The organism is Acinetobacter sp. WCHAc010034, from assembly GCF_001696615.3.
In the GTDB taxonomy this organism is placed as follows: Bacteria; Pseudomonadota; Gammaproteobacteria; order Pseudomonadales; family Moraxellaceae; genus Acinetobacter.
On the sequence record NZ_CP032279.1, the window covers coordinates 1,353,623 to 1,377,127 of the forward strand.

The following is a 23,505-nucleotide window of genomic DNA, read 5'->3' on the forward strand; positions in this document are numbered from 1 at the left end:
CAAAAAGCCCTCCATTGTTTCTTCATCATTATTATTTAATCTTAAGCGCATCAGATAAAGCTTTTCCGGCGTTGGAGATCAGCATGCATAACATCACAAAAACAGCTTTAATCGGTGCAGGGATTTTATCCATGGGCGCGCTGGCGGCGTGCCAGTCCCCCAATGCGGCAAAAGAAATGCAGCATCCGCAAAACATGCACGGCGCGCAGCATCAGCGCGGCATGACGCCGGAACAGCACGAGCAGATGCAGCGGATGCGCGCGGAACGCCATGACATGATGAAGCAGATCCGCCAGGCCTGCGGCGGCAAAACGCCGGGCGCTGCGGTTCAAGTTTCAGCCGGCGGCAGAACGGTGGACGGCACCTGCATTATGGGCTTTAAAGCGGATAAGCCGGCGCGCGGAGAGCATGCAATGCCTGACGGGCACCGCCCAATGCACGGCAGCATGCATGGCTCGATGCACATGCAGCGCGGCGAAGCGCTGACCGACGCCAAGCGCGCGGAACTCACCCGGCAGTTTGACCAGCGCCTGGCGCAGCGCCAAGCCATGCAGCAGGCGGTGCAAAAAGCCTGCCTAGGCAAGGCGGACGGTGCTGCGGTTCAAATCAAGGCCGGCGCGCAAACCATTGACGGCAAGTGCGAAGTGCGCTTCCAGCCGAAAATGCCGATGCACCCGGCAGCCCCTGCGCCCGCCAAGGCAATGTAGGGCCGCAGGCTCGGCCAAAGACCCGAAGGCGCTTTATGCGCCTTTTTTGCTGGACATAACTTTTTACGCTTTTTGACTATTTGTGTCATTCCAATTCGCACAAAACCATTTACACTCAATGCACTTAGCATTTTCAAGCCATAAATCTTTGACTTTACAGTCACTAAGAAAACCCTTAGAAAAGCTTGTACCTAATTAGAAGATGTTGCAGGATTAAGCCATTCATATACGCGTCAGCGAAGATGCGTCTAATCTCAATTTACAGGATAATAACGCTGGTTCCACACCAGTATTGAGGAAACCGATATGCCACAATACAAAGCGCCCTTACGTGATATGCAATTCGTTTTGCATGAATTATTAAATGCTGAAGAACATTACGCAAAACTGCCTGCATTCCAAGAAACCGTAAGCCGTGAATTGGTTGACCAGTATTTAGAAGCCGCTGCGGACTTCTGCGAAAACGAACTGTCTCCGCTGAACCAAGTCGGCGACCGCGAAGGCTGCACATGGAACGACGGCGTGGTGACTACGCCTACCGGCTTTAAAGAAGCCTATAAAAAATACATCGAGCTGGGCTTCCCGTCGCTTTCTGCGGAAGAGCAGTACGGCGGCCAAGGCCTGCCGGTTTCCCTGGGCAACGTCATTTCTGAAATGGTCGGCACGGCAAACTGGGCATGGGGCATGTACCCGGGCCTGTCGCACGGCGCTGTGCGCACTTTAGAGCACCACGGCTCTCAGGAGCAGAAAGACACTTACCTGCCGAATCTGGTTTCAGGCGTCTGGACCGGCACCATGTGCCTGACCGAATCGCATGCCGGTTCTGACCTGGGCATCATCCGCACCAAGGCTGAACCGAATGCTGACGGCAGCTATGCAATCACCGGCGAGAAGATCTTCATCTCCGCAGGCGAACACGACATGGCGGACAACATCGTTCACATCGTGCTTGCCCGCCTTCCGGGCGCGCCGAAAGGCACCAAAGGCATTTCCCTGTTCATTGTGCCTAAATTCAGCGTCAATGCTGACGGTTCTCTAGGCGAGCGCAATGCTGTGCGCTGCGGCTCCATCGAGCACAAAATGGGGATCCACGGCAACTCAACCTGCGTCATCAACTTTGACAACGCTCAAGGCTTCCTGATCGGGCCGGAAAACCGCGGCCTGAACTGCATGTTCACTTTCATGAACACTGCGCGCATCGGCACGGCCATTCAAGGCCTGTCTGCATCTGAAGGCGCTTTCCAGGGCGCATTGGCCTACGCGAAAGACCGCCTGGCAATGCGCGCGCTGTCTGGCCCGAAAGCGCCGGAAAAAGAAGCCGATCCTATCATCGTGCACCCAGCTGTGCGCAACATGCTGCTGACGCAAAAATCATTTGCTGAAGCGGGCCGCGCGCTGGTTTACCTGCTGTCCCTGCATGCGGACACCGTAGAGCAAGGCGCGACTGAAGAAGAGCGCAAGGCTTCCGACAACATCCTGTCGCTGCTGACGCCTATCGCCAAAGCGTTCCTGACCGAAACCGGTTCTGAGTCCGCCAAGCACGGCGTGCAGGTATTCGGCGGCCACGGCTTCATTTCTGAACACGGCATGGAGCAGATTGTCCGCGATACGCGCATTTCCTGCCTGTACGAAGGCACCACTGAAATTCAGGCGCTGGACTTGCTGGGCCGCAAAGTGCTGGGCACGCAAGGCGCAATGCTGAAAGACTTCACCAAGATCATTCATAAATTTGCTGAAGCGAATAAAGACAATGAGGCGATGAAGGAATTTGTTGAGCCGCTGGCTGCGCTGAACAAAGAATGGGGCGACTTGACCATGCAGATCGGCATGCGCGCCATGCAGAACCCTGAAGAAGTCGGCGCTGCTGCGGTAGACTACCTGTACTTCTCCGGCTATGTAACACTGGCTTACCTGTGGGCACGCATGGCGCTGACAGCTCAGGAAGCTTTAGCTGCCGGCACGACCGAGGTTGATTTCTACAACGCCAAAGTCACCACTGCCCGCTTCTACTTCAAGAAAATCCTGCCGCGCGTCCGCTCTCATGTAGAAGTTATCGCAGGCGGTTTGGAGCCGTTGATGTCTTTGGATGCTGAACACTTTGCTTTCTAATACGGCATTCTAAAAAACTGTACTCATGAGTACACAAAAGAAAAAGGACTGCCAAAGTAATGACGGTCCTTTTTCTTTATAAATACAGATAAATGTTAATCCTTAGTCCTATAACATGCGCAAAATACAGCGTTTAGACTGACGGTTTCCCCCAATTTAAACAAAAACAGGTGTCCGAATCATGCCAATTTATAACGCGCCGCTCGCAGATATGAAATTCATCCTCAATGATGTATTCAATGCAGAACAATTCTGGCAAGCCAATGAAAATCTGGCGCATGTTGATGCTGCGACAGCAGAAGCCATTCTGGAAGAAATGGCCAAGTTCGCGCAAAACGTCACGCATCCGCTGAACCGCACCGGCGATGAAGAAGGCGCAAAATATGAAAACGGCAAGGTCACCACGCCTGCCGGCTTTAAAGAAGCCTTCAAGCAGTATGCGGAAGGCGGCTGGATCGGCTTAGCGGCTGATGAAGAATGGGGCGGCCAAGGCATGCCGAAAATGCTGACGGTGCTTGCAGATGAAATGCTGTTCGCCACCAACCCGTCCTTCATGCTTTACCCGCTGCTGTCTGTCGGCGCCGGCATGGCCTTAAGCAGCTATGCATCGCAGGAGCAGAAAGAAACCTATCTGCCTAAAATCTATTCCGGCGAATGGTCAGGCACCATGTGCCTGACTGAACCGCATGCAGGCACAGACTTAGGCATTATCAAAACCAAAGCGGAACGCAATGCCGACGGCAGCTACAGCATCACCGGCACGAAAATCTTCATTACCGGCGGCGACCACGATCTGGCTGAAAACATCATCCACTTAGTCTTGGCGAAAACGCCGGATGCGCCGGCAGGCTCGCGCGGCATTTCCCTGTTCATCGTGCCGAAATTCCTGGTCAATGCGGACGGCTCTTTGGGTGAGCGCAATGCGGCTGGCCCGGGCTCAATCGAGCACAAGATGGGCATTAAGGCTTCCGCCACCTGCGTGATGAACTTTGACGGCGCGGAAGGCTACCTGGTAGGCAAAGAAAATGAAGGCCTGGCTGCCATGTTCGTAATGATGAACTATGAGCGCCTATCGATGGGCATTCAGGGCTTAGGCGCGTCCGAATTCGCCTACCAGAATGCCGCGCAGTACGCCACTGACCGCATTCAAGGCCGCAGCGCTTCCGGCGTGAAGTCGCCGAACAAAGCCGCCGACAGCATTCTGGTGCACGGCGATGTGCGCCGCATGCTGCTGAATGCGCGCGCCAATAACGAAGCATCGCGCGCATTTGCGGTATATGTCGGCCAGCAGCTGGACATCACCAAATTCTCTACCGATGCCGAAGCGGTGAAAAAGGCCAATGACCGCGTTGCCCTGCTGACGCCAATTGCCAAAGCCTACTTAACCGACACCGCATTCCAGGCGACGCTGGATGCGCAGATGGTCTTCGGCGGCCACGGCTTTATCCGCGAATGGGGCATGGAGCAGTGCGTGCGCGACTTGCGCATCGCGCAAATTTACGAAGGCACCAACGGCGTGCAGTCGCAAGACTTGATTGGCCGCAAAACCATTAAATGCAAGGGTGAATTCATTGCAGAATACATTCAGGAAATCCGCGATTTCGCCAATGGCCTGGATGCGGATCTGAATTTCATCAAAGACGCCACTTTGGATGCAGCCACTGAAGTCGAAGCCGTAACCCAGTACGTTCTGGAAGCTGCCCGTGAAAATGCGGAATTTTCCAATTCGGCAGCAGTAGATTACCTGCATGCGGTTGGCCTGCTGAGCTTCTCTTATATGTTTGCGCGCATTGCCAATGCAGCCAAAGCCAAAGACGGCGCGTTCTATCAGAACAAGCTGGCGCTGGCCCTGTACTTCGTGCAGCGCATCCTGCCTGAACTGGCGCTGCGCATTGCGAAAGTCAAAGCGGGCGCTGAAGTAGTGATGAACTTCAGCGAAGATTACTTTACAAATCAAGCTTAATTAAGTTCAAGCCTAAAAAGCCTGCATCAGCAGGCTTTTTTATTATTCAGGAAAATGCCTGCGGATCGATTGGGACATTTCCGGATGGCTCTGCTCCAATGCCTTGGCCACACCTTCCGCATCGGGTTTGGTCCGATTTTGACTGACTTTAAACTTGCCGACCATAGAGATGATTTCAATCTCTACAGCTGCAATTTTACTCAGCTGATCCCGCATAAAATCCTGCGGCGCATCGCCCATCTTCCACGGCACTGGCTGCTGAGCTTCATGCTGCCGCGTCAGCCGCGCCAAAATACCCCGCAGATATTTTTCATCCGCTACGCAGCGGATCCGGCCTTTTACATGAACCGCGCGGTAATTCCACGTTGGCACAGCCCGGTGATCCGCCAGTTTGGAGGGATACCCGTTTGGCGAGATATAGGCCTGATCTGCATGAAAAACAGCATAAACGCTGCGCGGCTTTTCCAGCAGCTGAGCCAAAGGATTCGCTTTTGCAATATGCCCTCTGAGCACGCCGCATTGCCCATCCGCATGCGCATACTCCAGCGGAATATGATTGACCTCAAGTTCGCCGTCATCACCAGCCGCAATCAGCGTGGCTAAAGGATAGCGCTGCATCAGCGCCGCCAGCTCTGCGCAGTCTTCTTCTTTAAAATGTTCGGGTAAATACATCGGGCAGGCCTCAGCAGAATTAATCGCCAGCAGGCAATTTAGCACCATTTATTTCAGCGGAAAACAGAAAAATTCCGTCATGTGCATGAAATTTGCATAGTTTTTAATGGTATAAAATCAGCATAGATCAGGAGGAAAGCATGAGCAATAAAGATCCCCGGGTTGAGAAAATTGAAATCCTCCTCGACAAATTCGGCAACATCGCCGTAGAAAGCTTTCACTATATCGCGCTGTTTATTATCGGCTGTATGGTCATCTGGTCGGCCGGGCATACCGTTTTTGAAATTCTGGCCGTCAAGCAGTTCGCCACCATTGACGATATTCTTTTGCTGTTCATTTACCTTGAACTGGGCGCCATGGTCGGGATTTATTTCAAAACCAACCACATGCCTGTGCGCTTCCTGATTTACATCGCCATTACCGCCCTGACCCGCCTGCTGATCTCGGATATTCAGCATGACCATAAAGCGGACATGGATCTGGTGATTATCACCGGTTCAATTCTGATTCTGGCTTTTGCGATTTTAGTGGTGCGCTTCGCCTCATGGAATTTTCCGTCGGTCATCCGCGAAAAGCGCAGTGAAAAGCCCCTGCCCGAAGGCAAAACCCCGCGCCCGCAGGATGATGAGCTGGCTTAATTCATCAGAAAATCCCCGCTTGACCACAGCGGGGCTTGCGCGCAGATTTCCGGGCTTGAAAACAGCCCCCATCCTTCAAAGCAGCCGCAATCGCCCTACCTATTCGGCACCAGCACATAGCGCCCGTTCTCATAAATCCAGTACATGCCGTTTGGCGGCGCCGGCAGGCCCAGGCGGCGCCAGTCGGTAATAACGGTTTGCGTAGAGCTTTCTATATGCGCCGCATTCGGATCGCCATTTACCCAGCTGTAGCTTTGCGAGTTCTGAGTGATGGTTGTCGGCGCCTGATACTGAATGCTGATGCCGTTCTGAATCACCGGCGGATGATGATAATGCGGTCGGTTCGGATAAGGGCGCTGCGGGTAATGCGGACGGTAGTCCGGATAGCCGGGCTGATGCACCGGCGGATGCGGGCGGTGCTGCGGTTTTGAACTTTCTACGCCGCGGTAATTGCCCCATTGGTTTTCGGCCATTGCCGGAGCTGAGGCGCCTAAGAGCATCAGGCTTCCAGCTGCACATGCGGTTAATGCTTTCATGCGGGACTCCACGCCTATTCTTTCATTCCATATTACCTCCCAGTTTAGGATAAAAAATGGATAAAAATCCAGCAAACGCAAAGATTTGTAAAGCAGGCCGCCGCCCCGCGCCGCATCAGGATAATCAGGCGGGAAATGCAGAAGGCTTATGCTAGAATATAATTTTGGTTACTGAGTCATTGATTGTGGCAGAGCTAAATTTTGACCGGCTGTATGAATATTTCTGTAAAATCCCAAGCGTTCAGAAGGATATGATTGACGCTTACGGCACAGACGGCAAGCAGGCATGGTGGTTCAAATTTCAGATTAATATTGAGCATCCGCTGGCTTGGCAAACGGTTCAGGAACTGGGCCATGTTCTGAATTACATCTCCAGAAATGAGCGCCTGCCGACGCAGTTTTTGCCGGTATCGCCGCCGCCGTATATGAACGGCGAAGCCAAGGAATTCCTCGCCTGGGTGATTCAGTGCAATCACGCCGACTTTCCGCCGGATATAGTCTGCGACTGGCTGGAGGCGCGCCTGCCGAACCCTGTAGATGATGAAGGAGCATGGCGCATCAAAACCGATATTGCTGAACTGGATAAAATCAACGACAAGGATTTAGACAATCTGATTCCGCCGAACCCATAAAGAAAAAGGACTCAATCGAGTCCTTTTTTACGGCTGCCTGCGCTTACAGGCCTGTCAGCATGGCAATCGCCACTTCGCGCATAATGGTTTCCGCAACCAGCAGCGCTAAAATTGCCACAATTGGCGACAGGTCAATCATCCCCATATTCGGCAAAATACGGCGGAATGGCGCCAGCAATGGCTCCGCCAATTCCTGAATCACTTCAATATACGGAGAGCGCGACTGCGTGAACATCACCACCCAGCTCAGAATAATTGAAGCGAAAATCAAATAGCGGCAGAAGCGGATCAAATCCTGAATCATGGTGACAAAAGTCATGATGATGAGGTGCACCGGACTGTTTACCGCAGCCCCGGACAAATGCATCACGCCGTAAATTTTCAGAATGTACAGCACCACCAGCAGAATCAGCGCCGCGGTATTCACCCGGCCCTTTCCGACAGTTGGAAAAATCCGGCTGAATACATCCACAATTTTGGTGGCCTTGGCCGTAGAAAGCACCACAGGGTTATACGGGCTGACTGCAGCCAATTGCATTAAAAACCGGAAAAATACGAGCAAAATTGCAACGTTAATGATAATGCCAAAAATTAGCGCAGAATTTGCACCCATATGAGAACGTTCCTAAATTAAATCAAGTTATTTGATGCTGTCACTCAGTTCTTGCGCCAGCTCTTGGCTGCGCTTTTGCGCCGCTGCCAAAGCCGCCTGAATGTTTTGCGAAATATGCGCATGATCAAACACTTCTATCGCCGCCTGAGTTGTGCCGTTTGGCGAAGTGACATTCCTGCGCAGTTCTGCAGGGCTGTTTGCGCTGGTAATCGCCATTTGCGCCGCGCCTAAAGCGGTTTGCAGGGTTAAGGCTGTAGCAACTTTTTCATCCAGCCCCAGATTTTTGCCTGCGCGGATCATGCTTTCCATCATATAGAAGAAATATGCAGGGCCGGAGCCGGAAACCGCGGTGACCGCATCAATCTGCGCTTCAGAGTTTACCCAAATTGTCAGGCCAGTTGAAGCCAAAACCTGGCTTGCCAGCTCACGGTCCTGCGCCGTCACGGCTTCATTGGCAAACAGGCCATGCGCGCCGGTCTGCACCAGCGCCGGTGTATTCGGCATTACGCGCACAATGCGGCCGGTTTCTAAAATGCTGGCAATGGTGGAAATTTCCGCGCCGGCGACAATCGAAATCACCAGCTTGCCTTCCAGCTGACCCTTCAGCGGCTTTAAAATGCCGGCAAAAACCTGCGGTTTTACCGCAAATACAACAATATCCGCATCGCGGATGGCGGCGGCGTTGTCATCGGTCACATGCACATCTTTTTCAGCCAGCATCAAACGGACTTTTTCGACAGGATCTGAAACTGTAATGCGCGTTGCAGGCAAGCCGCGGGCAAGCAGGCCGCCAATCAGGGCCTGCGCCATATTGCCGCCGCCAATAAAAGTGATATTGCAATTGAGAACTGCGCTCATGATGAAGATCCGATCTTGCTGTTATCTGAAGAAATTATTTGCGGCAGCCACCCCGCTGCAGCGCAATAGGGCGAGTCCGCCAGCCAAAAGCCATTGGGCGTAAAAACACCTAGCATAACATTATCTATGCTTAATATTTGAATTCTATGACGCAGCCAGGGAAAAATTTGCGCCTGCTGAATGGCCTTTTTCAACGGCCATGCGCCCGCCCGGCCATGCAGATGGATTTTTTCTCCGCCCTGGCGCTGGGTTAGCGCCAGCTCCTGCCCCAGCAAAGCGGAAGATAGGCCTAGCCCCTGCACAGGCTGAATCAAAAAATTACCTGCAAGCACCTGAGTAAATTCGTTTAATTGAAAATCAAGCCACTGAGTCGCCGCCTGCTCATGAGCCGCCGCCAAATATTCCGCCTTCGGCAGGCGGTGCAGCTGCTGCGCAAAGCGCGCATAGTAGAAGCCGTTCCAGTGCAGCGCTGCCTGCGCATCGGCTTTGGAATGAATAACTTCATGAATCAGGCGCTGCACCATCTCAAAAGGCGGGCGGTACTGGCCCTGCCCCCTCATCCACGCCGATAAAAGCTGGCGCTGCCGGGGCGGCGGCAGGGCTGCCAGCTGCTTCAGCTGCAGCGCATGCGGCGTTCCGCATGCAGCCATGTCCTGCGCCAAAACCTCGGCCAGAATCTGTTCCGCATCCTGCATTAAGCTGCTGCTGCGGCTCAGCGCCTGCTGCATTTTCGGAAAGCGCGACTGCAGCAGCGGCCAGAGCGCTTCACGGCACCATGCCCGGTCATAATGAATGTCGGAATTGGTCGGGTCCTGAATATTTTGCACATTCAGCTCCGCTGCCCATTGGCAAATCTGCTCACGCGCCAGGTGCAGCATTGGGCGCCAAATGGTCAGCGGGCCGCGCTGATCAACCTGGCGCATGGCCGCCAGACCGTGAATTCCTGCGCCGGACAGCAGCCGGAGCATCAGGGTTTCCGCCTGATCCTGCTGATGATGCGCTAAAACCAGTATGTCATCCGGCGCCAAATGCTGCTGATAGGCCTGATAGCGGGCCGCGCGCGCCTGATTTTCCAGATTGCCGCCCTGCACCTGAACCGCCTGCACTATGCAGGGCACATTCAGCGCTTCGCAGGCGGAAGCGACAAACCGCCCCCAAGCCGCGCTTTCCGGCTGCAGCTGGTGGTCAATATAAATGGCGCGGATATTCTGCGGGCGCAGTAAAGACATTAAATGCAGCAGCAGCATGGAATCCATGCCGCCGCTGCATCCAATTAAGAAAGAAGCCTGTTCGGGAAAAGCTTCCAGCTGGCTTAAGCAGTCAGACCTGAATTGCTGCTGCCAAATTTCATTAAACGCTGATAGCGTGCTTCGCATCGTTCTTTTGCATCCATCGGCATCAATTCATCCAGAGCCTGCTTCAGCACAGCTTTTAAATTCTGCATCACCTGTTCAGGATTCAGATGCGCGCCTTCGCCTTCATCTACCACATATTCCACAATGCCGATTTTCTGCAGCTTGTCTGCCGTTAAAGCCAAAGCTTCGCTGGCCTGCTCGGCTTTTTCTGCTGTTTTCCACAGAATAGATGCGCAGCCTTCAGGCGAAATCACCGAATAAATGCTGTGCGACAGCATCACCACGCGGTCCGCCACGCCAATGCCCAGCGCGCCGCCTGAACCGCCCTCACCCAGCACGGTGGCAATGACCGGCACTTTCAGGCTGGACATTTGCGCAAGGCTGGTCGCAATCGCTTCGGCCTGGCCGCGCTCTTCTGCGCCAACGCCCGGATATGCGCCCATGGTGTCAATAAAGGTAAATACCGGCAGGTTAAAGCGTTCCGCCATATCCATCAGGCGCTGCGCCTTGCGGTAGCCTTCCGGATTGCTCATGCCGAAGTTATGCTGCAGTTTCTCGCGCGTGCTGCGCCCGCGGTGCTGTCCAACCACCATCACCGGCTGGCCTTCAAAGCGCGCAAGGCCGCCGACCATCGCGCCGTCATCACCGAATAAGCGATCACCATGCAAAGCATCAAACTCAGTAAAAATTTCACCCACATAATCCAAGTATTGCGGACGCTCTGGATGACGTGCAATTTGAACTGTAGCCCATGCCTTAGATTGCGCTGCTTTATTTCTCATAGGTCGACCATTATCCCTGAATTAACCCATCTGTTAATCGATAAACTGTTCCGACTGAATATTCAATTCAATATCCCAATGCTTGAACTGCACTTGTTCATCATGCAAGTCCGCAACAAGCAGAGGCCATTGCTTGGCATCGCCAGAAACACTGAGCTGCCATTGTTGCGCATTGCCGGCGCTTAATTCAATGGCAGGAAGCATCTCATCGCTGCGGCTGTGATTCAGCAAAACTGCTAAACGCAGCAATAGACATAAGTAAACAAGTTTGCTACCGCCGACTTTCATCACATCGGCGCGGGCATCGCTGCGCAGCTTGCGGCGGTGGTGCGCTACCAGATGCGACAGGTGATTCTGATCAATCTGCGAAAAGCCCGGAATATCTGAATGCTGCAGCAGATAGGCGCCATGGCGGTGATAGCTGCTGTGGCTGATCGCCAAGCCAATTTCGTGCAGATAGGCAGCGCGGCGCAGCAGGTCGCTGTCATCGCTACTTAATTCCAGCTGCAGCGCGACATTGTCAAACAGCTGCTGCGCGGTAGCCACCACGCGCTCGGCCTGCTTGGCGTCGGCATTGTAGCGCCCGATCAGCGCATGCACGGAGCGGTCACGGATGTCTTCGTGCTGAAAGCGCCCAAGCAGGTCATACATCACGCCTTCGCGCAAAGCGCCGTCTGAATACACCAGCTTATCAATGCCCAGCACCTCAAATACGGCATATAAAATGGCAATCCCGGCTGGCAAAACTGCCCGGCGGTCTTCCTTCAGCCCGTCAAACTCCATTTCTGCAACGTGCTTGTACTTCAGCAGCTTGTCTTTTAATTTTTCCAGCCCTTCGCGGGTCAGCTCTTCGCGCTCGTTGCTCCAGCCCATGTTGACGGTAATCTGGCGGCAGGCCTTAATGGTTCCGCTGGAGCCGACCACGGTATCCCAGCCGGCGGCTTTATAGGTATTGGCGATGCCGGATAATTCCTTGCGGGCAGCGGTCACGGCCTTATCAAAGCTCTTCTGATTGACTTCGCCTTCGGCAAAATAGGCCTTGGTAAATGCCACGCAGCCCATCTGCACAGATTCGGTGTGAATCGGCTCAAATTCTTCGCCGATAATCAGTTCGGTCGAGCCGCCGCCGATATCAATCACCAGGCGCCGGCCGCTGTTGGCCATGGTATGCGATACGCCCAGGTAAATCAGCCGGGCTTCTTCACGGCCGGCAATAATTTCGATGGGCTTCGGCAAAATTTCAGCGGCTTTCTGAATAAATTCATGGCCATTTTTGGCCTGGCGCAAGGCATTGGTGGCTACAATCCGCAGGCGGTTCGGCTGCACCGAGCTTAAGCGCCCGACAAAGCGCGCCAGGCAAGCCAAGCCCCGCTGCTGCGCGGCTTCGGTTAAGTTTTTATTTTCATCCAAACCGGCTGCCAGCTGCACTTTTTCTGACATTGAAGCAACTTTTTTTACTTCACCGTGATCAACGCGCGCAATCGCCAGGTGAAAGCTGTTTGACCCCATATCAATAGCAGCAAGTAATTCTTCATCAATCAAAAAATCAGACATGACTTAAAACAAACCTAGACAGAATTGTGCCTAGAGTAATTCACCAGCCTGCAATTTAAAAGCCATTTATGCGCCGCTTGAAACGGGAAGCTTATTTTCCCGCAGTTATGACAATTGTGTTACACGATCAGCGCAATCGTGAGCATCAATTAGACAAACTGACCATAAAATCCGAAAATTTACATAACCCCCTACACTGTTATAGACGGCTATGTAATACTAATATTCATAAAGCCATCTTAAAAATTATTCCGGAGCAGAATCCATGTCAGGCAATATTGTAAACACAACTGATGAAAACTTTGACGCAGACGTACTGAAATCTGATGTGCCGGTGCTGGTCGATTTCTGGGCGGGCTGGTGCGCGCCATGCAAAGCGATTGCGCCGGTCTTAGAAGTGCTGGCTTCTGAATACGAAGGCAAAGTGAAAGTTGTAAAAGTCGATGTGACTGCATGCGAAGCGACTGCTGTAAACTACAATATCCGCAACATTCCGGCTTTGCTGATGTTTAAAAACGGTGAAGTAGTTGCGCAGCAGGTAGGCGCTGCGCCAAAATCCAAACTGGCTGCGTTTATTGACGAAAACATCTGATTTCAAGCGGACGCAGACTGCAGAAAATACGCTATTTCCAATAGCGTATTTTTTTTGCCGATAAATTGACAAAACCCTGTTTCTCTCTTATATTGCTAAGTCAAGAAATAAAGGATCTTCAATCCTGTCATTTTCTTACAAGACACAACACATAAGATCGCCGCCCGGCAATAGAAATTGTTTTTACACATTTTTCTCCAAACAATGAATCAGTCCTCTGAATTGTTATTATTGTGCAAATACAATTGCGTAATTTAATCGCATGCATGCGGCTGAATGTTGCTTCCTTTCCATCCTGTACCCTAGAATTTTTGATTCTTATCTGACCTCCTATGAATTTAACTGAACTCAAGAAAAAACCGATTGGCGAACTCATCAAAATTGCCGAGTTTATGGGCCTTGAAGGAATGGCGCGTAACCGCAAGCAAGACATCATTTTTGCCATCTTAAAGCGCCATGCAATGAACGGCGAAGAGATCTTTGGTGACGGCGTTCTCGAAATTCTGTCGGACGGCTTCGGCTTCCTGCGCTCAGCAGCAGGCTCTTATCTTGCAGGGCCGGACGACATCTATGTCAGCCCTTCACAAATCCGCCGCTTCAACCTGCGTACGGGCGACACCATTACCGGCACAATCCGTCCGCCTAAAGAAGGCGAGCGCTATTTTGCATTATTAAAAGTTAATCAAATTAACTACGACACCCCTGAAAATTCACGCAATAAAATTTTGTTTGAAAACTTGACCCCTCTGTTCCCGACCGAGCAGCTGGTGATGGAACTGGGCAACGGCACCACTGAGGACTTAACCGCGCGTGTGGTGGATCTGGTTGCGCCAATCGGCAAAGGCCAGCGTTCAATTATCGTGGCGCCGCCAAAAGCCGGCAAAACCATGCTGCTGCAGAACATCGCGCAGTCGATTGTCCGCAACAATCCGGAGTGCTTCTTAATTGTGCTGCTGATTGACGAGCGTCCTGAAGAAGTAACAGAGATGGAGCGCACAGTCCGCGGCGAAGTGATTGCATCGACATTTGATGAATCGCCTGCCCGCCACGTTCAGGTTGCGGAAATGGTCATTGAAAAAGCCAAGCGCCTGGTCGAGCACAAAAAAGACGTGGTGATCCTGCTGGATTCGATCACCCGCCTGGCGCGCGCCTACAACACAGTGATTCCGTCTTCAGGCAAAGTGCTGACCGGCGGTGTCGACGCGCATGCCCTGGAGCGCCCGAAGCGCTTCTTCGGCGCAGCCCGGAACATTGAAGAAGGCGGCTCACTGACCATCATTTCTACGGCCTTAATTGAAACCGGCAGCAAAATGGATGAAGTGATCTATGAAGAATTCAAAGGCACGGGCAACCAGGAAATTACCCTGGACCGCCGCATTGCGGAAAAACGCGTGTTCCCGGCCATGAACATCAAGAAATCCGGCACGCGCCGCGAAGAACGCCTGATGTCTGAAGACAACCTGCGCAAAGTCTGGATCCTGCGCAAGCTGCTGCATACTCAGGATGAGCTGGCGGCCATGGAATTCCTGCTGGACCGCATGAAGGAAACCAAAACCAATGATGAATTTTTCGATCAAATGAAGCGCAAAGCGTCAAATTAAGCGGAAAAATCTGAAAAGGCTATCTATAACGATAGCCTTTTTATTTGGTTGACTTTGCTTACACAAAGACACAATTGCCCCGCACTTATGTAAACTTATTTTCAAGCAAATGATTCTAAAAATAATATTCAAAAAAACCTGATGCTTTTTAGGAGCTTATTTAGCATTTATCCAATATAAACCTTTCTCTTGATTGTTATTTTCTGTTAATAAATTGCGCATTTTTGCCATTTTTTTGCTCTTTTTTCAGCAGCAGCAGTAGCAATTCAAAATGCTCAGTGATAGCATATTTGCATACCAGTTAGGCTGCTCCGCATTGTTAATACCTAAGAATAAATTAGGCATAAAAAAGCGCACAACAGGCTAACTAAGGTTTTTTTTAATCTCATATTTAGAGAGTGATGCCATGTTATTCAAAAAAATCGCTATTGCTGCTGCAGTTGCTACTACTTTAGCTTTCGTTGGCTGTGCTAAAAAAACTGAAGAAGCTCCTGCTGCTGAAGCTGCTGCTTCTGAAGCTACTGTAGCTGCATCTGAAGCTGAAGCTGCTGCTTCTGCTGCTGCTGTTGAAGCTGCTCCTGCTTCTGAAGCTGCTGCTTCTGAAGCTGCTCCAGCTGCTGCGTCTGAAGCTGCTCCAGCTGCTTCTGAAGCTGCTCACTAATCCCTTACGATTAGTCAGTAAAAAAGAGAGCCATTGGCTCTCTTTTTTTACGCCTGAAACTAAGCAAAGCCCGCCGGCAACAGCCTTAAATACAATCACCGTTTCCAGCCTTTGGCTTATCCCAGCTTAGCGCTCAGCGCGCTTAGCCTTCAGGCCGCCGCTGCAAAGCAGGCCCTGCGGATCTGCATAAAAAAAGCAGATCAATCGATCTGCTCATTTCCCACACGCTGCCTGAATTTCTGGCCGGCGCGGAAGGTGACTACACGGCGGGCGGAAATCGGAATTTCCTCACCCGTTTTCGGATTGCGGCCCGGGCGCTGGCGCTTGTCGCGCAGCTCGAAGTTGCCGAAACCAGATAGCTTGACTTGTTCTCCGGAGATGAGCGCCTGGCTGATCTCGTCGAAGAATAACTCGACCATTTGCTTTGCTTCACGACGGTTTAAACTCGTGAGCTCACTTAAATGATCAGCCATTTCTGCTTTTGTTAATGCTGTCATGAAGCCCTCAATGTCGCTTGATAAGTATTTTCCAATACTTGCAGTATGTTATCCATACCCGATTTAATTTCAGCATCCTCAAGGGTGCGTGACGGATGCTGCCAAAGCAGGGCAAATGCCAGCGAACGCTTGCCCTCTTCAACACCTTGTCCAGTGTACACATCAAACAGCCAGGCAGAATCTAAAAGTTCGCCGCCTGTTTTTTCGATAAGCTGCTGAATTTCGCTAACATTAATCTTATCACTAATTAAAAGCGCAATATCACGTCTAACCGATGGAAAACGTGATAATTCTGTAAAATTAGATACATAAGTTTGCAAAATAGCCTGCTGATCCAATTCAGCCACCCAAGTGGCGCTTAAATCCAGCTCAGCTTCCAAAGACGGGTGCAGGCGGCCCAAATAGCCGATGGACTGGCCATTGAGCAGAATCTCAGCCGATTGGCCAGGATGCAGCCAGGCGCGCTCTGAGCGCACATATTCCACCTTCAGGCGCGCCGCTGCTAAAATCTCTTCCACATCGCCTTTGAAGTCAAAGAAATCCATCTCTGCAGGCTTGCCATGCCAGGATTCTGCAGTGCGCGGGCCGGCAGCGATCAGGGCAAATGCCGGCACCTGCTTCAGGTCATGAATGCTGGATGCGCCCTGATAGTCAAAACGCAGGCCCAGCTCAAAGAAGCGCACGCGGCTTTGCTGGCGGTTCAGGTTGTATTGAACGCATGGAATCAGGCTGGACAGCAGAGTTGAGCGCATCACCGCCAGATCGCTGGAAATCGGATTAGCCAAGGCCAGCGGCTGAACTTGCGGATTCAGCTGTTTTTCCAGCTTGGCATCGGCAAAGCTGAAGCTGATGGCTTCCTGATAGCCTAGAGTCACTGCAGTCTGGCGCAGCTGCCCCAGTTCAAACTGGTCTGCATATTTAGCCAGTTTCACAGCCATCACAGGCAGGCTGATTTGAATGTTGTCATAGCCGTGGATGCGCGCCACTTCTTCAATCAAGTCCTGATAGATCGCCATGTCGTAGCGGTGCGAAGGAGGCACAACCGTCCATTCACCTTCAGCCTTCACGGTAACAGCGCAGCCTAGGCGGCTCAGCGCATCACTGATGAATGCAGATTCAACCGCATAGCCCAGCAGCTGATCGACCTGCGCCTGATTCAGCGCAATCGCTTCGCGCTTCGGCAAAAGCGCAGCCTGCTCTACCGCAGTAATCGGGCCAAATTCGCCGCCGGCCAATTCAGCAATCAGCTGTGATGCGCGGTGCATTGCCGCCATCGGCAGTTCAAAGTCCACGCCGCGCTCATAGCGCTGCGAAGCGTCGGTATGCAGGCCAAAACGGCGCGCGCGGCCGGCAATATGCAGCGGCGCAAAGAAAGCGGATTCCAGGAAAATTTCTGCGGTTTCATCGGTAACGGAAGATGACAGGCCGCCCATGATGCCGGCGATGGCCAATGCTTTCGCATCATCCGCAATCACCATCACATCTTCCTGCAGCTCAACTTCCTGCTCATTCAGCAGCACCAGCTTTTCACCGGCAGCCGCCTGGCGCACATGCACCGCGCCTTCAACCTTGCCGCCGTCAAAGGCATGCAGGGGCTGGCCCAGCTCAATCAGCACATAGTTGGTGATATCCACCAGAATGCTGTGCTGGCGGATGCCTGAACGCGCCAATGCGCGCTCCATCCATGCCGGCGTCGGCGCTTTGGTGTTGACGTTTTTAATGACGCGGCCCAGGTAGCGCGGGCAGCCGTCGGTATCGACAATCACAGTTTTCTGATCTGCGATCGCCGCCGCCACTTCCTTAATTTCAGGCGCAGCCACCGGCAGCTGGTTGATCACGCCAATTTCGCGCGCCACGCCGCGGATGCTGAAGCAGTCGCCGCGGTTCGGCGTAATGCTGATGTCAATCACATGATCATCAAGCTCGAGATATTCACGGATGTCCATGCCCACAGGCGCATCTGCCGGAAGCTCCAGCAGGCCGTCAATTTTATCTTCAAGGTCAATTTCAGACGCGCCGCAAAGCATGCCCTGCGATTCAACGCCGCGCAGCTTGCCTTTCTTGATTTTGAAATCGCCCGGCAGGACAGCGCCGATGGTCGCTACCGGCGCCTTCATGCCCGCGCGCACATTCGGCGCGCCGCAGACAATCTGCAAAGGCTCGCCGCTGCCGATATTGACTGTTGTTACACGCAGGCGGTCCGCATCCGGATGCTGCTCCACCGTCAGCACTTCGCCGACTACAACGCCGCTGAACGGCTTGGCGGCAGGCACCATGTCATCCACTTCCAGGCCAAGCATGGTCAGCTGGTCAGATAAAGTGCCGCTGTCAATTGCCGGGTTAACCCATGCGCGCAGCCAATTTTCGCTAATTTTCATTTCGTTAAAAACCTGTAAATCTGAATTCCTGAATCCTCCTCTCACTCCCTCTTTTTCAAGGGGGGAGAACCCTAAGTCACGCATGGACAGCCCCTCTCCTTTCAGGAGAGGTTAGGGAGAGGTCTAAATTTTTTAAGCAAACTGGCGCAGGAAGCGCACATCATTCTGGTAGAACATGCGCAAGTCATTGATGCCGTAGCGCAGCATGGCGAAACGCTCTACGCCTAAGCCGAAAGCAAAGCCTTTGTATTTTTCAGGGTCAATGCCGGCAGCCTGCAGCACATTCGGATGCACCATGCCGCAGCCCAGAACTTCCAGCCATTTGCCGCGCTCATCCATAATGTCCACTTCCGCGCTTGGCTCAGTAAATGGGAAATAAGACGGGCGGAAACGCACTTTCAAGTCTTTTTCGAAGAATTCATTCAATAAGCTCACCAGCAGGCCTTTCAGTTCAGCGAAGCTGGTATTTTCAGCCACGTACAGGCCTTCAATCTGATGGAACATCGGCGAATGCGTCTGGTCAGAGTCGCAGCGGTAGACCCGGCCCGGGCAGACAATGCGGATCGGCGGCTGGCTGTTTTCCATGGTGCGGATCTGCACGCCGGAAGTATGGGTACGGAGCAAATGATTGGCATCGAAATAGAAAGTGTCGTGCATGGCGCGCGCAGGGTGATGGCCCGGAATGTTCAGCGCTTCAAAGTTGTGATAGTCATCTTCAACTTCAGGGCCAGTCGCCACGCTAAAGCCAGCTTTGGTAAAGAACTGGCAAATGCGCTCCTGCACCTGGGTCACAGGATGAATGCTGCCGATGCTCTGGCCGCGCCCCGGCAGGGTAATGTCAATCGTTTCGCTGGCCAGCTGCTGTTCCAGCGCCGCCTGCTGCAGTTCAGCTTGACGCGCAGTCAGCGCAGCATTGATGGCTTCACGAACCGCATGAATGGCAGCCCCTTGAACTTTGCGCGCTTCCGGGTCCATTTTACCCAGTGCTTTAGACTGTTCCGCGAGCTGGCTTTTCTTGCCCGTAAATTGCACTCGAACTTGATCAAGTGCAGCAAGGTCTTGAGCTGCTGCAATCGCAGCGAGCGCTTCAGCGGTCAGGGCTTCCAGTGACGACATAGTAACTCTCAAAGCAACAATTTAGAAATATATAAAAAACCCGTTATTCTAACAGTTTTTAGCCATGATGATGAAGCGCATTCGCAAGTAAAATTCGCATAGCATCCGGAATTAAAAAAAGTATAAGATAAGCGCAATATCAATGAGATCAATCATTATGGCGCTCGATCAAATTTGGAAACGGCAGCTGGCTTTAGTTGCCTACGGAAATGAATACCTGGGGCAGGATCTGAGTTTCCAGCGCTGGGTGCAGCACGCCATCTTTGATCAGCACAGCTTTCTGTTCCGCGACCTGATTTCACAGCACCTGCTGGCGCAGCATTTTCAGATTTGGCTGGAAGGCCTGAAAAAGCGCGGAGTTTCCCGCATCAGCCTGCACAGCTCCAGCCTGCTGAATGAGGAAAAAAATCCGAACGGCAATGTTGAGCTGCTGCCTTTTGCGCATTTTATTGTCAGCCATGAAGCGCATAAAAAGCAGGCGTGGATTTTCGGCAAGGAGCTGGCGGAATGGTACACCGCCGACAATGACTATGAAGCCCCGCCGGCGCAGCGGCCTGCGCTGCGCCAGGAAACCTTCTGGCGCTTTGAGCTGAATTCTAAATTATCCAAGCTGATTGATGCCGACCTGCAGCAGCCGAACTGGAACGATATTCAAGTTTATACCGATAATGAGCTGTTCAGCAGCAAATTCGCTGCCGGCTTTGCAGAACCGGCGCAGGCTGAGCTGCCTTATTACGGCACAGCCTTGCAGAATATTGAATCTGCAGATGCGCCGCCGCTGTCTTTGCTGCCGACCGATTATCAGGCGGATTATGCGCACCGCACGCTGTACCGGCTGGAAGCGCTCTCTGATTTCATTCAAGCCAAAATTCAGCATCCCTATGATGAGGATGGCGCAGTGCTCAGCCCGGAAGAGCAGCTGAATATCCGCCATTTTTCCCAAAAGCTGGATGATTTAAGCGCAAAATTTATTGTCAAAGCCGCCAATCACTATAAAACCGCGCGCCTCACAGCAAAAGAAATAACTTCGCCGCTGGAAAGCCATGCCGCCCCTGCTGCCGGCTCCTCTCCGGCAAAGCCCGGCCCTGCAGAGCATAAATCTGGAAAAACCGGGGTCTTCGCCTTAATTTTAATTACGGTGATTATCTGTATTTTCGCCTATTATTTTGGGCTTTAATTGCAGGCTTCAGTAAAGGCCAGCCTATGCATGGCCAATAAAAAGCGCCTTTCCGGGTTAATGCCAGTCAGTTAAGCATTACCCTTCCGGGCGCTTTTTTAAGCGCCAATTTAAGCCGTAATCAAATAATTAAAAGGCCTGATTTCTATCTGCACTTTATGCTCATCGGCATGCTGATTAATATAATGCTGCACCGCCACCACTTCCCCTTCCAATTGAGCATCAGGCCCGTACATAATTTTGACCGACTCGCCAATTCGCGGAATCATTTCCAGCTTCACGCTGATCCGCGCCTGATTTACACCTGTAATTTCCGCAAGCATCTTATCGTGTCCTTATGATTGATCTTTTTATTTATTAAGCAGATAGACTTCACAGAATTAAAGCCGATTTATGTAACCAAGAAAACTTGCCGCCGGCGGATTCAATGCATTCTATCCAGTTCAGGCATTAAGCTGCTGCAGGAATGCATCGATCTGTTTTTGACTCTTTAAATGAATCCAGCGGATATGCTGATATTCAGGCGCATTCATCATCCGCAAATACTTTTGCCGGTTTCTCCGGTGTGTTGTGATCATCCACCAGACAATAGAATCGCGCCCAAACATGCGCTGCAGGCTTTCCTGATTATTGGAGTTTTCCCATAAATTCTGCTTCGACCAGGCCCGCTGCACAGCGCGCTTGATGGAACGGTATAAATTTACCGGAAAGGGCAAGTCCAGCCAAATAACCGTATCAATTTCCGCCCATTTCACCGGAATGGCGCGGGTATAATTGCCATCTATCACATAGCCGGCTGCAGCCTTTGCCGCCTCAGACTCAATTTTGGCAAAAAACACCTCATCCGGGCATTCCTGCCAGTCATCCAGCCAAAACAGATTATCCAGCTCGATATAATGCAGGCCGAGCTTCGCCGCCAAGCTTCTGGAGAATGTTGATTTTCCTGTGGCAGAAGTTCCCACAACATTGATTCTTTTCATTTCAGCCATCCGCAATACTGCCCTCAGAACGGGTTATCTTTATATCCGCATAATATGCATTATCGGCAATTTCCGTCATGCGCAATAGCAGCCATTCGCCCTGATCAAGGATCAGCCATCTGCATAGTCCAGCTCATCCTCTGCGGTATTGATGAAATCAGGCGCCGGTGTGTGCTCAAACTGCACTGCCAGAATATCTGCCCGCTTGAGCAAGCTGGCCTTGGCAGCGCGGTGCATCCCATCCATCACCCGGCCTTCTGCGCAGAGGATAATCGGATAGCTTAAATCTGCATTCTGAACCAGCTGAAAATGCGCAATAATCTGCTGTGTTGTTGGATGCTGGTCTGGAAACCAATAGGCTTCGTTCAGCTCTTGAATGCCTGCAAGCGCAACTTTCTTCACCGGAAAAGCCCGCGTCAGCTCAACGAGGCGGTGCACATCCCAAATATGGGTATCATCCCCGGTTTTTCTAAAATGATATTGCCGGCGCATATCCCCCCCTTTAAAAGCTCAATGCGGCTGCGCCAAAAGCTGCGCTCTAACCTGCATTAGCGCAAAACCGAGCAGATTCAAGCCATGCCACTGCGCCGGGTCTTGAATATGCTCATGATCCTGCGCCATGCCGATGCCCCAAACCCGGTCTACCGGCGATGCCTCAACCAGAATGCGGTCATGCGTCGCCAGCAGAACAGCGCTTAATTCCAGATGCTGGGAAAATTTAGCAAGGTTCGCCTGCACTACAATTTCAAAGCGCTTTTCCCGCCACAGCTGTTCATCATAATTCCGCACTTTCCGGCCGAGCTGCTTCGCATCGTTCGGATGCTTCACCTGCAGGATTTGCGCAAAAGCCTCTTCATCATTAAACAGCCTGGCTTTCTGCGCCATCATATAATGTTCTGCCGTAAGATACTTAGCACCATCCTGTTTAAATGGCGATGGAAACCACTGGCTAAAACAACTTTTATCCACATGATTGTTTTGCTTTGGCGTATGTCCCCAGAAATATAAATATTTAAATTGATGACCTTGTTGGACTTGTTGAATTAAATCATTTAAAAATTGTTCGTCTTGCATCATCTATCTCTGATTATTATCTATTATTGAAAATCCAATTCACTAAAAATAAAAAAGACCGCTAAAAAGCGGCCTTCTTTGAATCTCTAAGCTTATGCAGCTAATGCGCCTTTAGCTTTTTCAGCTAAAGCAGCAAATGCAACTGCATCATGCATAGCGATGTCAGCAAGTACGCGACGGTCGATGATCACTTGAGCTTTTTTCAAGCCATCGATCATGCGGCTGTACGACAAACCGTTTAAGCGTGCACCGGCATTGATACGTGCAATCCACAGAGCGCGGAATTGACGTTTCTTTTGACGGCGGTCACGGTAAGCGTATTGACCTGCTTTGATTACCGCTTGGAACGCTACGCGATATACGCGTGAACGCGCGCCGTAGTAACCTTTAGCACGGGCAAGAATTTTTTTATGACGGCGATGAGCCTGTACACCACGTTTTACACGAGCCATTTATAATCTCCTTAGATGTATGGGCACATACGGCGAACTGCAGCAACGTCACTTACGTGAACCATTACACAGCCGCGTAATTGACGGATACGCTTAGCAGATTTTTTGGTCAAAATGTGGCGTTTGAACGCTTGTTTACGCTTGAAACCGTTTGCAGTCGCTTTGAAACGTTTAGCTGCACCACGGCGAGTTTTTAACTTAGCCATAACAACCTCTTTAAACACCTGTTCGGAACGTCTGCACCATTGCAAAAACGACCTGCAGGTAAGGGAGCCGGTATTCTAATCCATCTCCGGTTAAAACAAAAGCATCATCGGAAATTAAAATCCAGCCGTGGCCGCTTCAGCGCTGTTTCCTATAGCCGCCGCACAATGATCCGGTCCGCGGCAGCGCCGGGGCCAATGCAAAGCATTGCTGCCGGCCATATCCGTGTCAGGCCAGCACAGCGCATTTGGCGCAGGCGCCGCCAAAGCTGCAGAAAAATAAGCATTATTTGCAGATTTAGACTTGCCAGTATTTTCAATTCAGGAAATACTGCGCTTCAATATTGGCCAATGC

At 51.8% G+C, this 23,505-nt stretch carries 25 protein-coding genes; 9 read left to right on the top strand and 16 right to left on the bottom strand.

The features are described 5' to 3' along the window. The first annotated feature begins 83 nt into the window (after window positions 1–83). The 3 genes from BEN74_RS08025 (at window position 84) to BEN74_RS08035 (ending at window position 4,779) form a co-directional block, all read left to right on the top strand. The gene (locus tag BEN74_RS08025) at window positions 84–707 is read left to right on the top strand and encodes a hypothetical protein (protein WP_068907890.1); all 624 of its coding nucleotides are present in this window, start codon (window positions 84–86) and stop codon (window positions 705–707) included. Window positions 708–1,013: 306 nt separating this feature from the next. After that, complete coding sequence (locus BEN74_RS08030) at window positions 1,014–2,816, top strand: acyl-CoA dehydrogenase C-terminal domain-containing protein (protein ID WP_068907707.1); 1,803 nt, start codon at window positions 1,014–1,016, stop codon at window positions 2,814–2,816. A 181-nt stretch (window positions 2,817–2,997) separates the two neighbouring features. Then, window positions 2,998–4,779: an acyl-CoA dehydrogenase C-terminal domain-containing protein gene (locus BEN74_RS08035; protein WP_068907710.1), complete on the top strand. Its 1,782-nt coding sequence runs from the start codon at window positions 2,998–3,000 to the stop codon at window positions 4,777–4,779. Window positions 4,780–4,821: 42 nt separating this feature from the next. On the opposite strand, the gene BEN74_RS08040 is transcribed toward BEN74_RS08035, so the two are convergent. Beyond that, window positions 4,822–5,451 (bottom strand): FMN-binding negative transcriptional regulator, encoded by a 630-nt coding sequence (locus tag BEN74_RS08040; protein ID WP_068907892.1) that lies wholly within the window; start codon window positions 5,449–5,451, stop codon window positions 4,822–4,824. 140 nt (window positions 5,452–5,591) lie between these two features. Between BEN74_RS08040 and BEN74_RS08045 the strand changes: the two genes are divergently transcribed. Continuing rightward, on the top strand, window positions 5,592–6,089 hold the full coding sequence (locus tag BEN74_RS08045) for a phosphate-starvation-inducible protein PsiE (protein ID WP_068907712.1): 498 nt from the start codon (window positions 5,592–5,594) through the stop codon (window positions 6,087–6,089). A gap of 95 nt (window positions 6,090–6,184) precedes the next feature. Here the strand turns inward: BEN74_RS08045 and BEN74_RS08050 are convergent, their stop codons facing one another. After that, the gene (locus tag BEN74_RS08050) at window positions 6,185–6,625 is read right to left on the bottom strand and encodes an RcnB family protein (protein WP_068907714.1); all 441 of its coding nucleotides are present in this window, start codon (window positions 6,623–6,625) and stop codon (window positions 6,185–6,187) included. Window positions 6,626–6,810: 185 nt separating this feature from the next. On the opposite strand from BEN74_RS08050, the gene BEN74_RS08055 reads away from it, so the two are divergent. Further along, window positions 6,811–7,257, top strand: coding sequence for a hypothetical protein (locus BEN74_RS08055; protein WP_068907894.1), 447 nt, complete (start codon window positions 6,811–6,813; stop codon window positions 7,255–7,257). A gap of 43 nt (window positions 7,258–7,300) precedes the next feature. On the opposite strand, the gene BEN74_RS08060 is transcribed toward BEN74_RS08055, so the two are convergent. Genes BEN74_RS08060 through ppx form a run of 5 tightly spaced genes read right to left on the bottom strand, consistent with a single transcriptional unit; the run spans window position 7,301 to window position 12,419 of the window. Then, window positions 7,301–7,870 carry a YggT family protein gene (locus BEN74_RS08060; RefSeq protein ID WP_068907716.1) on the bottom strand — a complete coding sequence of 190 codons (570 nt, stop codon included), beginning with the start codon at window positions 7,868–7,870 and terminating at the stop codon, window positions 7,301–7,303. 27 nt (window positions 7,871–7,897) lie between these two features. Continuing rightward, window positions 7,898–8,728: a pyrroline-5-carboxylate reductase gene (gene proC / locus BEN74_RS08065; protein ID WP_068907718.1), complete on the bottom strand. Its 831-nt coding sequence runs from the start codon at window positions 8,726–8,728 to the stop codon at window positions 7,898–7,900. Further along, entirely contained in the window at window positions 8,725–10,104 is a 1,380-nt protein-coding gene (tilS, locus tag BEN74_RS08070) for a tRNA lysidine(34) synthetase TilS (RefSeq protein WP_086374325.1), read from the bottom strand. The genes proC and tilS overlap by 4 nt, the downstream gene beginning before the upstream one ends. Next, window positions 10,041–10,865, bottom strand: coding sequence for an acetyl-CoA carboxylase carboxyltransferase subunit alpha (locus BEN74_RS08075; RefSeq protein WP_068907720.1), 825 nt, complete (start codon window positions 10,863–10,865; stop codon window positions 10,041–10,043). The genes tilS and BEN74_RS08075 overlap by 64 nt, the downstream gene beginning before the upstream one ends. Before the next feature lie 33 nt (window positions 10,866–10,898). Next, window positions 10,899–12,419 carry an exopolyphosphatase gene (gene ppx / locus BEN74_RS08080; RefSeq protein WP_068907722.1) on the bottom strand — a complete coding sequence of 507 codons (1,521 nt, stop codon included), beginning with the start codon at window positions 12,417–12,419 and terminating at the stop codon, window positions 10,899–10,901. A gap of 265 nt (window positions 12,420–12,684) precedes the next feature. Here ppx and trxA point away from each other — a divergent pair, with 265 nt between their 5' ends. The 3 genes from trxA (at window position 12,685) to BEN74_RS08095 (ending at window position 15,273) form a co-directional block, all read left to right on the top strand. Continuing rightward, window positions 12,685–13,011, top strand: a complete 327-nt coding sequence (gene trxA, locus BEN74_RS08085) for a thioredoxin (protein WP_068907724.1) — start codon at window positions 12,685–12,687, stop codon at window positions 13,009–13,011. Between the two features lie 332 nt (window positions 13,012–13,343). Further along, the gene (gene rho / locus BEN74_RS08090) at window positions 13,344–14,612 is read left to right on the top strand and encodes a transcription termination factor Rho (RefSeq protein ID WP_068907727.1); all 1,269 of its coding nucleotides are present in this window, start codon (window positions 13,344–13,346) and stop codon (window positions 14,610–14,612) included. A 406-nt stretch (window positions 14,613–15,018) separates the two neighbouring features. Further along, window positions 15,019–15,273 (top strand): hypothetical protein, encoded by a 255-nt coding sequence (locus tag BEN74_RS08095; RefSeq protein WP_068907729.1) that lies wholly within the window; start codon window positions 15,019–15,021, stop codon window positions 15,271–15,273. 200 nt (window positions 15,274–15,473) lie between these two features. On the opposite strand, the gene BEN74_RS08100 is transcribed toward BEN74_RS08095, so the two are convergent. The 3 genes from BEN74_RS08100 to pheS form a co-directional block, all read right to left on the bottom strand. After that, window positions 15,474–15,770, bottom strand: coding sequence for an integration host factor subunit alpha (locus tag BEN74_RS08100; protein ID WP_004649746.1), 297 nt, complete (start codon window positions 15,768–15,770; stop codon window positions 15,474–15,476). Beyond that, on the bottom strand, window positions 15,767–18,148 hold the full coding sequence (gene pheT / locus BEN74_RS08105) for a phenylalanine--tRNA ligase subunit beta (protein ID WP_068907731.1): 2,382 nt from the start codon (window positions 18,146–18,148) through the stop codon (window positions 15,767–15,769). Before pheT ends, BEN74_RS08100 begins: the two co-directional genes overlap by 4 nt. Before the next feature lie 132 nt (window positions 18,149–18,280). Beyond that, complete coding sequence (pheS, locus tag BEN74_RS08110) at window positions 18,281–19,264, bottom strand: phenylalanine--tRNA ligase subunit alpha (protein ID WP_068907734.1); 984 nt, start codon at window positions 19,262–19,264, stop codon at window positions 18,281–18,283. 157 nt (window positions 19,265–19,421) lie between these two features. Between pheS and BEN74_RS08115 the strand changes: the two genes are divergently transcribed. Beyond that, window positions 19,422–20,441 carry a hypothetical protein gene (locus BEN74_RS08115; protein ID WP_068907736.1) on the top strand — a complete coding sequence of 340 codons (1,020 nt, stop codon included), beginning with the start codon at window positions 19,422–19,424 and terminating at the stop codon, window positions 20,439–20,441. A 110-nt stretch (window positions 20,442–20,551) separates the two neighbouring features. Here the strand turns inward: BEN74_RS08115 and BEN74_RS08120 are convergent, their stop codons facing one another. From BEN74_RS08120 to rpmI, 6 genes are all read right to left on the bottom strand, one after another. After that, window positions 20,552–20,764, bottom strand: a complete 213-nt coding sequence (locus BEN74_RS08120; RefSeq protein ID WP_068907738.1) for a hypothetical protein — start codon at window positions 20,762–20,764, stop codon at window positions 20,552–20,554. 120 nt (window positions 20,765–20,884) lie between these two features. Continuing rightward, a complete protein-coding gene (locus tag BEN74_RS08125; RefSeq protein ID WP_068907898.1) occupies window positions 20,885–21,421 on the bottom strand; it encodes an adenylate kinase in 537 nt (178 codons plus the stop codon). A 111-nt stretch (window positions 21,422–21,532) separates the two neighbouring features. Next, entirely contained in the window at window positions 21,533–21,913 is a 381-nt protein-coding gene (locus BEN74_RS08130; RefSeq protein ID WP_068907740.1) for a hypothetical protein, read from the bottom strand. 18 nt (window positions 21,914–21,931) lie between these two features. After that, complete coding sequence (locus BEN74_RS08135; protein WP_068907900.1) at window positions 21,932–22,495, bottom strand: NADAR family protein; 564 nt, start codon at window positions 22,493–22,495, stop codon at window positions 21,932–21,934. Between the two features lie 92 nt (window positions 22,496–22,587). Continuing rightward, window positions 22,588–22,947, bottom strand: coding sequence for a 50S ribosomal protein L20 (gene rplT, locus BEN74_RS08140; protein ID WP_004675688.1), 360 nt, complete (start codon window positions 22,945–22,947; stop codon window positions 22,588–22,590). An 11-nt stretch (window positions 22,948–22,958) separates the two neighbouring features. Beyond that, entirely contained in the window at window positions 22,959–23,153 is a 195-nt protein-coding gene (gene rpmI / locus BEN74_RS08145) for a 50S ribosomal protein L35 (protein WP_086374326.1), read from the bottom strand. Between the last annotated feature and the right edge of the window lie 352 nt (window positions 23,154–23,505).

Excerpts from the sequence above, each read along its gene's own strand:
- pheT (WP_068907731.1), bottom strand. The coding sequence starts at position 18,148 with ATGAAAATTAGCGAAAATTGGCTGCGCGCATGGGTTAACCCGGCAATT.
- pheS (WP_068907734.1), bottom strand. The coding sequence starts at position 19,264 with ATGTCGTCACTGGAAGCCCTGACCGCTGAAGCGCTCGCTGCGATTGCA.
- BEN74_RS08075 (WP_068907720.1), bottom strand. The coding sequence starts at position 10,865 with ATGAGAAATAAAGCAGCGCAATCTAAGGCATGGGCTACAGTTCAAATT.
- BEN74_RS08040 (WP_068907892.1), bottom strand. The coding sequence starts at position 5,451 with ATGTATTTACCCGAACATTTTAAAGAAGAAGACTGCGCAGAGCTGGCG.
- BEN74_RS08125 (WP_068907898.1), bottom strand. The coding sequence starts at position 21,421 with ATGAAAAGAATCAATGTTGTGGGAACTTCTGCCACAGGAAAATCAACA.
- BEN74_RS08130 (WP_068907740.1), bottom strand. The coding sequence starts at position 21,913 with ATGCGCCGGCAATATCATTTTAGAAAAACCGGGGATGATACCCATATT.
- ppx (WP_068907722.1), bottom strand. The coding sequence starts at position 12,419 with ATGTCTGATTTTTTGATTGATGAAGAATTACTTGCTGCTATTGATATG.
- BEN74_RS08115 (WP_068907736.1), top strand. The coding sequence starts at position 19,422 with ATGGCGCTCGATCAAATTTGGAAACGGCAGCTGGCTTTAGTTGCCTAC.
- rpmI (WP_086374326.1), bottom strand. The coding sequence starts at position 23,153 with ATGGCTAAGTTAAAAACTCGCCGTGGTGCAGCTAAACGTTTCAAAGCG.
- rho (WP_068907727.1), top strand. The coding sequence starts at position 13,344 with ATGAATTTAACTGAACTCAAGAAAAAACCGATTGGCGAACTCATCAAA.
- BEN74_RS08120 (WP_068907738.1), bottom strand. The coding sequence starts at position 20,764 with ATGCTTGCGGAAATTACAGGTGTAAATCAGGCGCGGATCAGCGTGAAG.
- BEN74_RS08060 (WP_068907716.1), bottom strand. The coding sequence starts at position 7,870 with ATGGGTGCAAATTCTGCGCTAATTTTTGGCATTATCATTAACGTTGCA.
- BEN74_RS08135 (WP_068907900.1), bottom strand. The coding sequence starts at position 22,495 with ATGCAAGACGAACAATTTTTAAATGATTTAATTCAACAAGTCCAACAA.
- BEN74_RS08095 (WP_068907729.1), top strand. The coding sequence starts at position 15,019 with ATGTTATTCAAAAAAATCGCTATTGCTGCTGCAGTTGCTACTACTTTA.
- BEN74_RS08045 (WP_068907712.1), top strand. The coding sequence starts at position 5,592 with ATGAGCAATAAAGATCCCCGGGTTGAGAAAATTGAAATCCTCCTCGAC.
- rplT (WP_004675688.1), bottom strand. The coding sequence starts at position 22,947 with ATGGCTCGTGTAAAACGTGGTGTACAGGCTCATCGCCGTCATAAAAAA.
- BEN74_RS08025 (WP_068907890.1), top strand. The coding sequence starts at position 84 with ATGCATAACATCACAAAAACAGCTTTAATCGGTGCAGGGATTTTATCC.
- BEN74_RS08030 (WP_068907707.1), top strand. The coding sequence starts at position 1,014 with ATGCCACAATACAAAGCGCCCTTACGTGATATGCAATTCGTTTTGCAT.
- tilS (WP_086374325.1), bottom strand. The coding sequence starts at position 10,104 with ATGCGAAGCACGCTATCAGCGTTTAATGAAATTTGGCAGCAGCAATTC.
- BEN74_RS08035 (WP_068907710.1), top strand. The coding sequence starts at position 2,998 with ATGCCAATTTATAACGCGCCGCTCGCAGATATGAAATTCATCCTCAAT.
- trxA (WP_068907724.1), top strand. The coding sequence starts at position 12,685 with ATGTCAGGCAATATTGTAAACACAACTGATGAAAACTTTGACGCAGAC.
- BEN74_RS08100 (WP_004649746.1), bottom strand. The coding sequence starts at position 15,770 with ATGACAGCATTAACAAAAGCAGAAATGGCTGATCATTTAAGTGAGCTC.
- BEN74_RS08050 (WP_068907714.1), bottom strand. The coding sequence starts at position 6,625 with ATGAAAGCATTAACCGCATGTGCAGCTGGAAGCCTGATGCTCTTAGGC.
- proC (WP_068907718.1), bottom strand. The coding sequence starts at position 8,728 with ATGAGCGCAGTTCTCAATTGCAATATCACTTTTATTGGCGGCGGCAAT.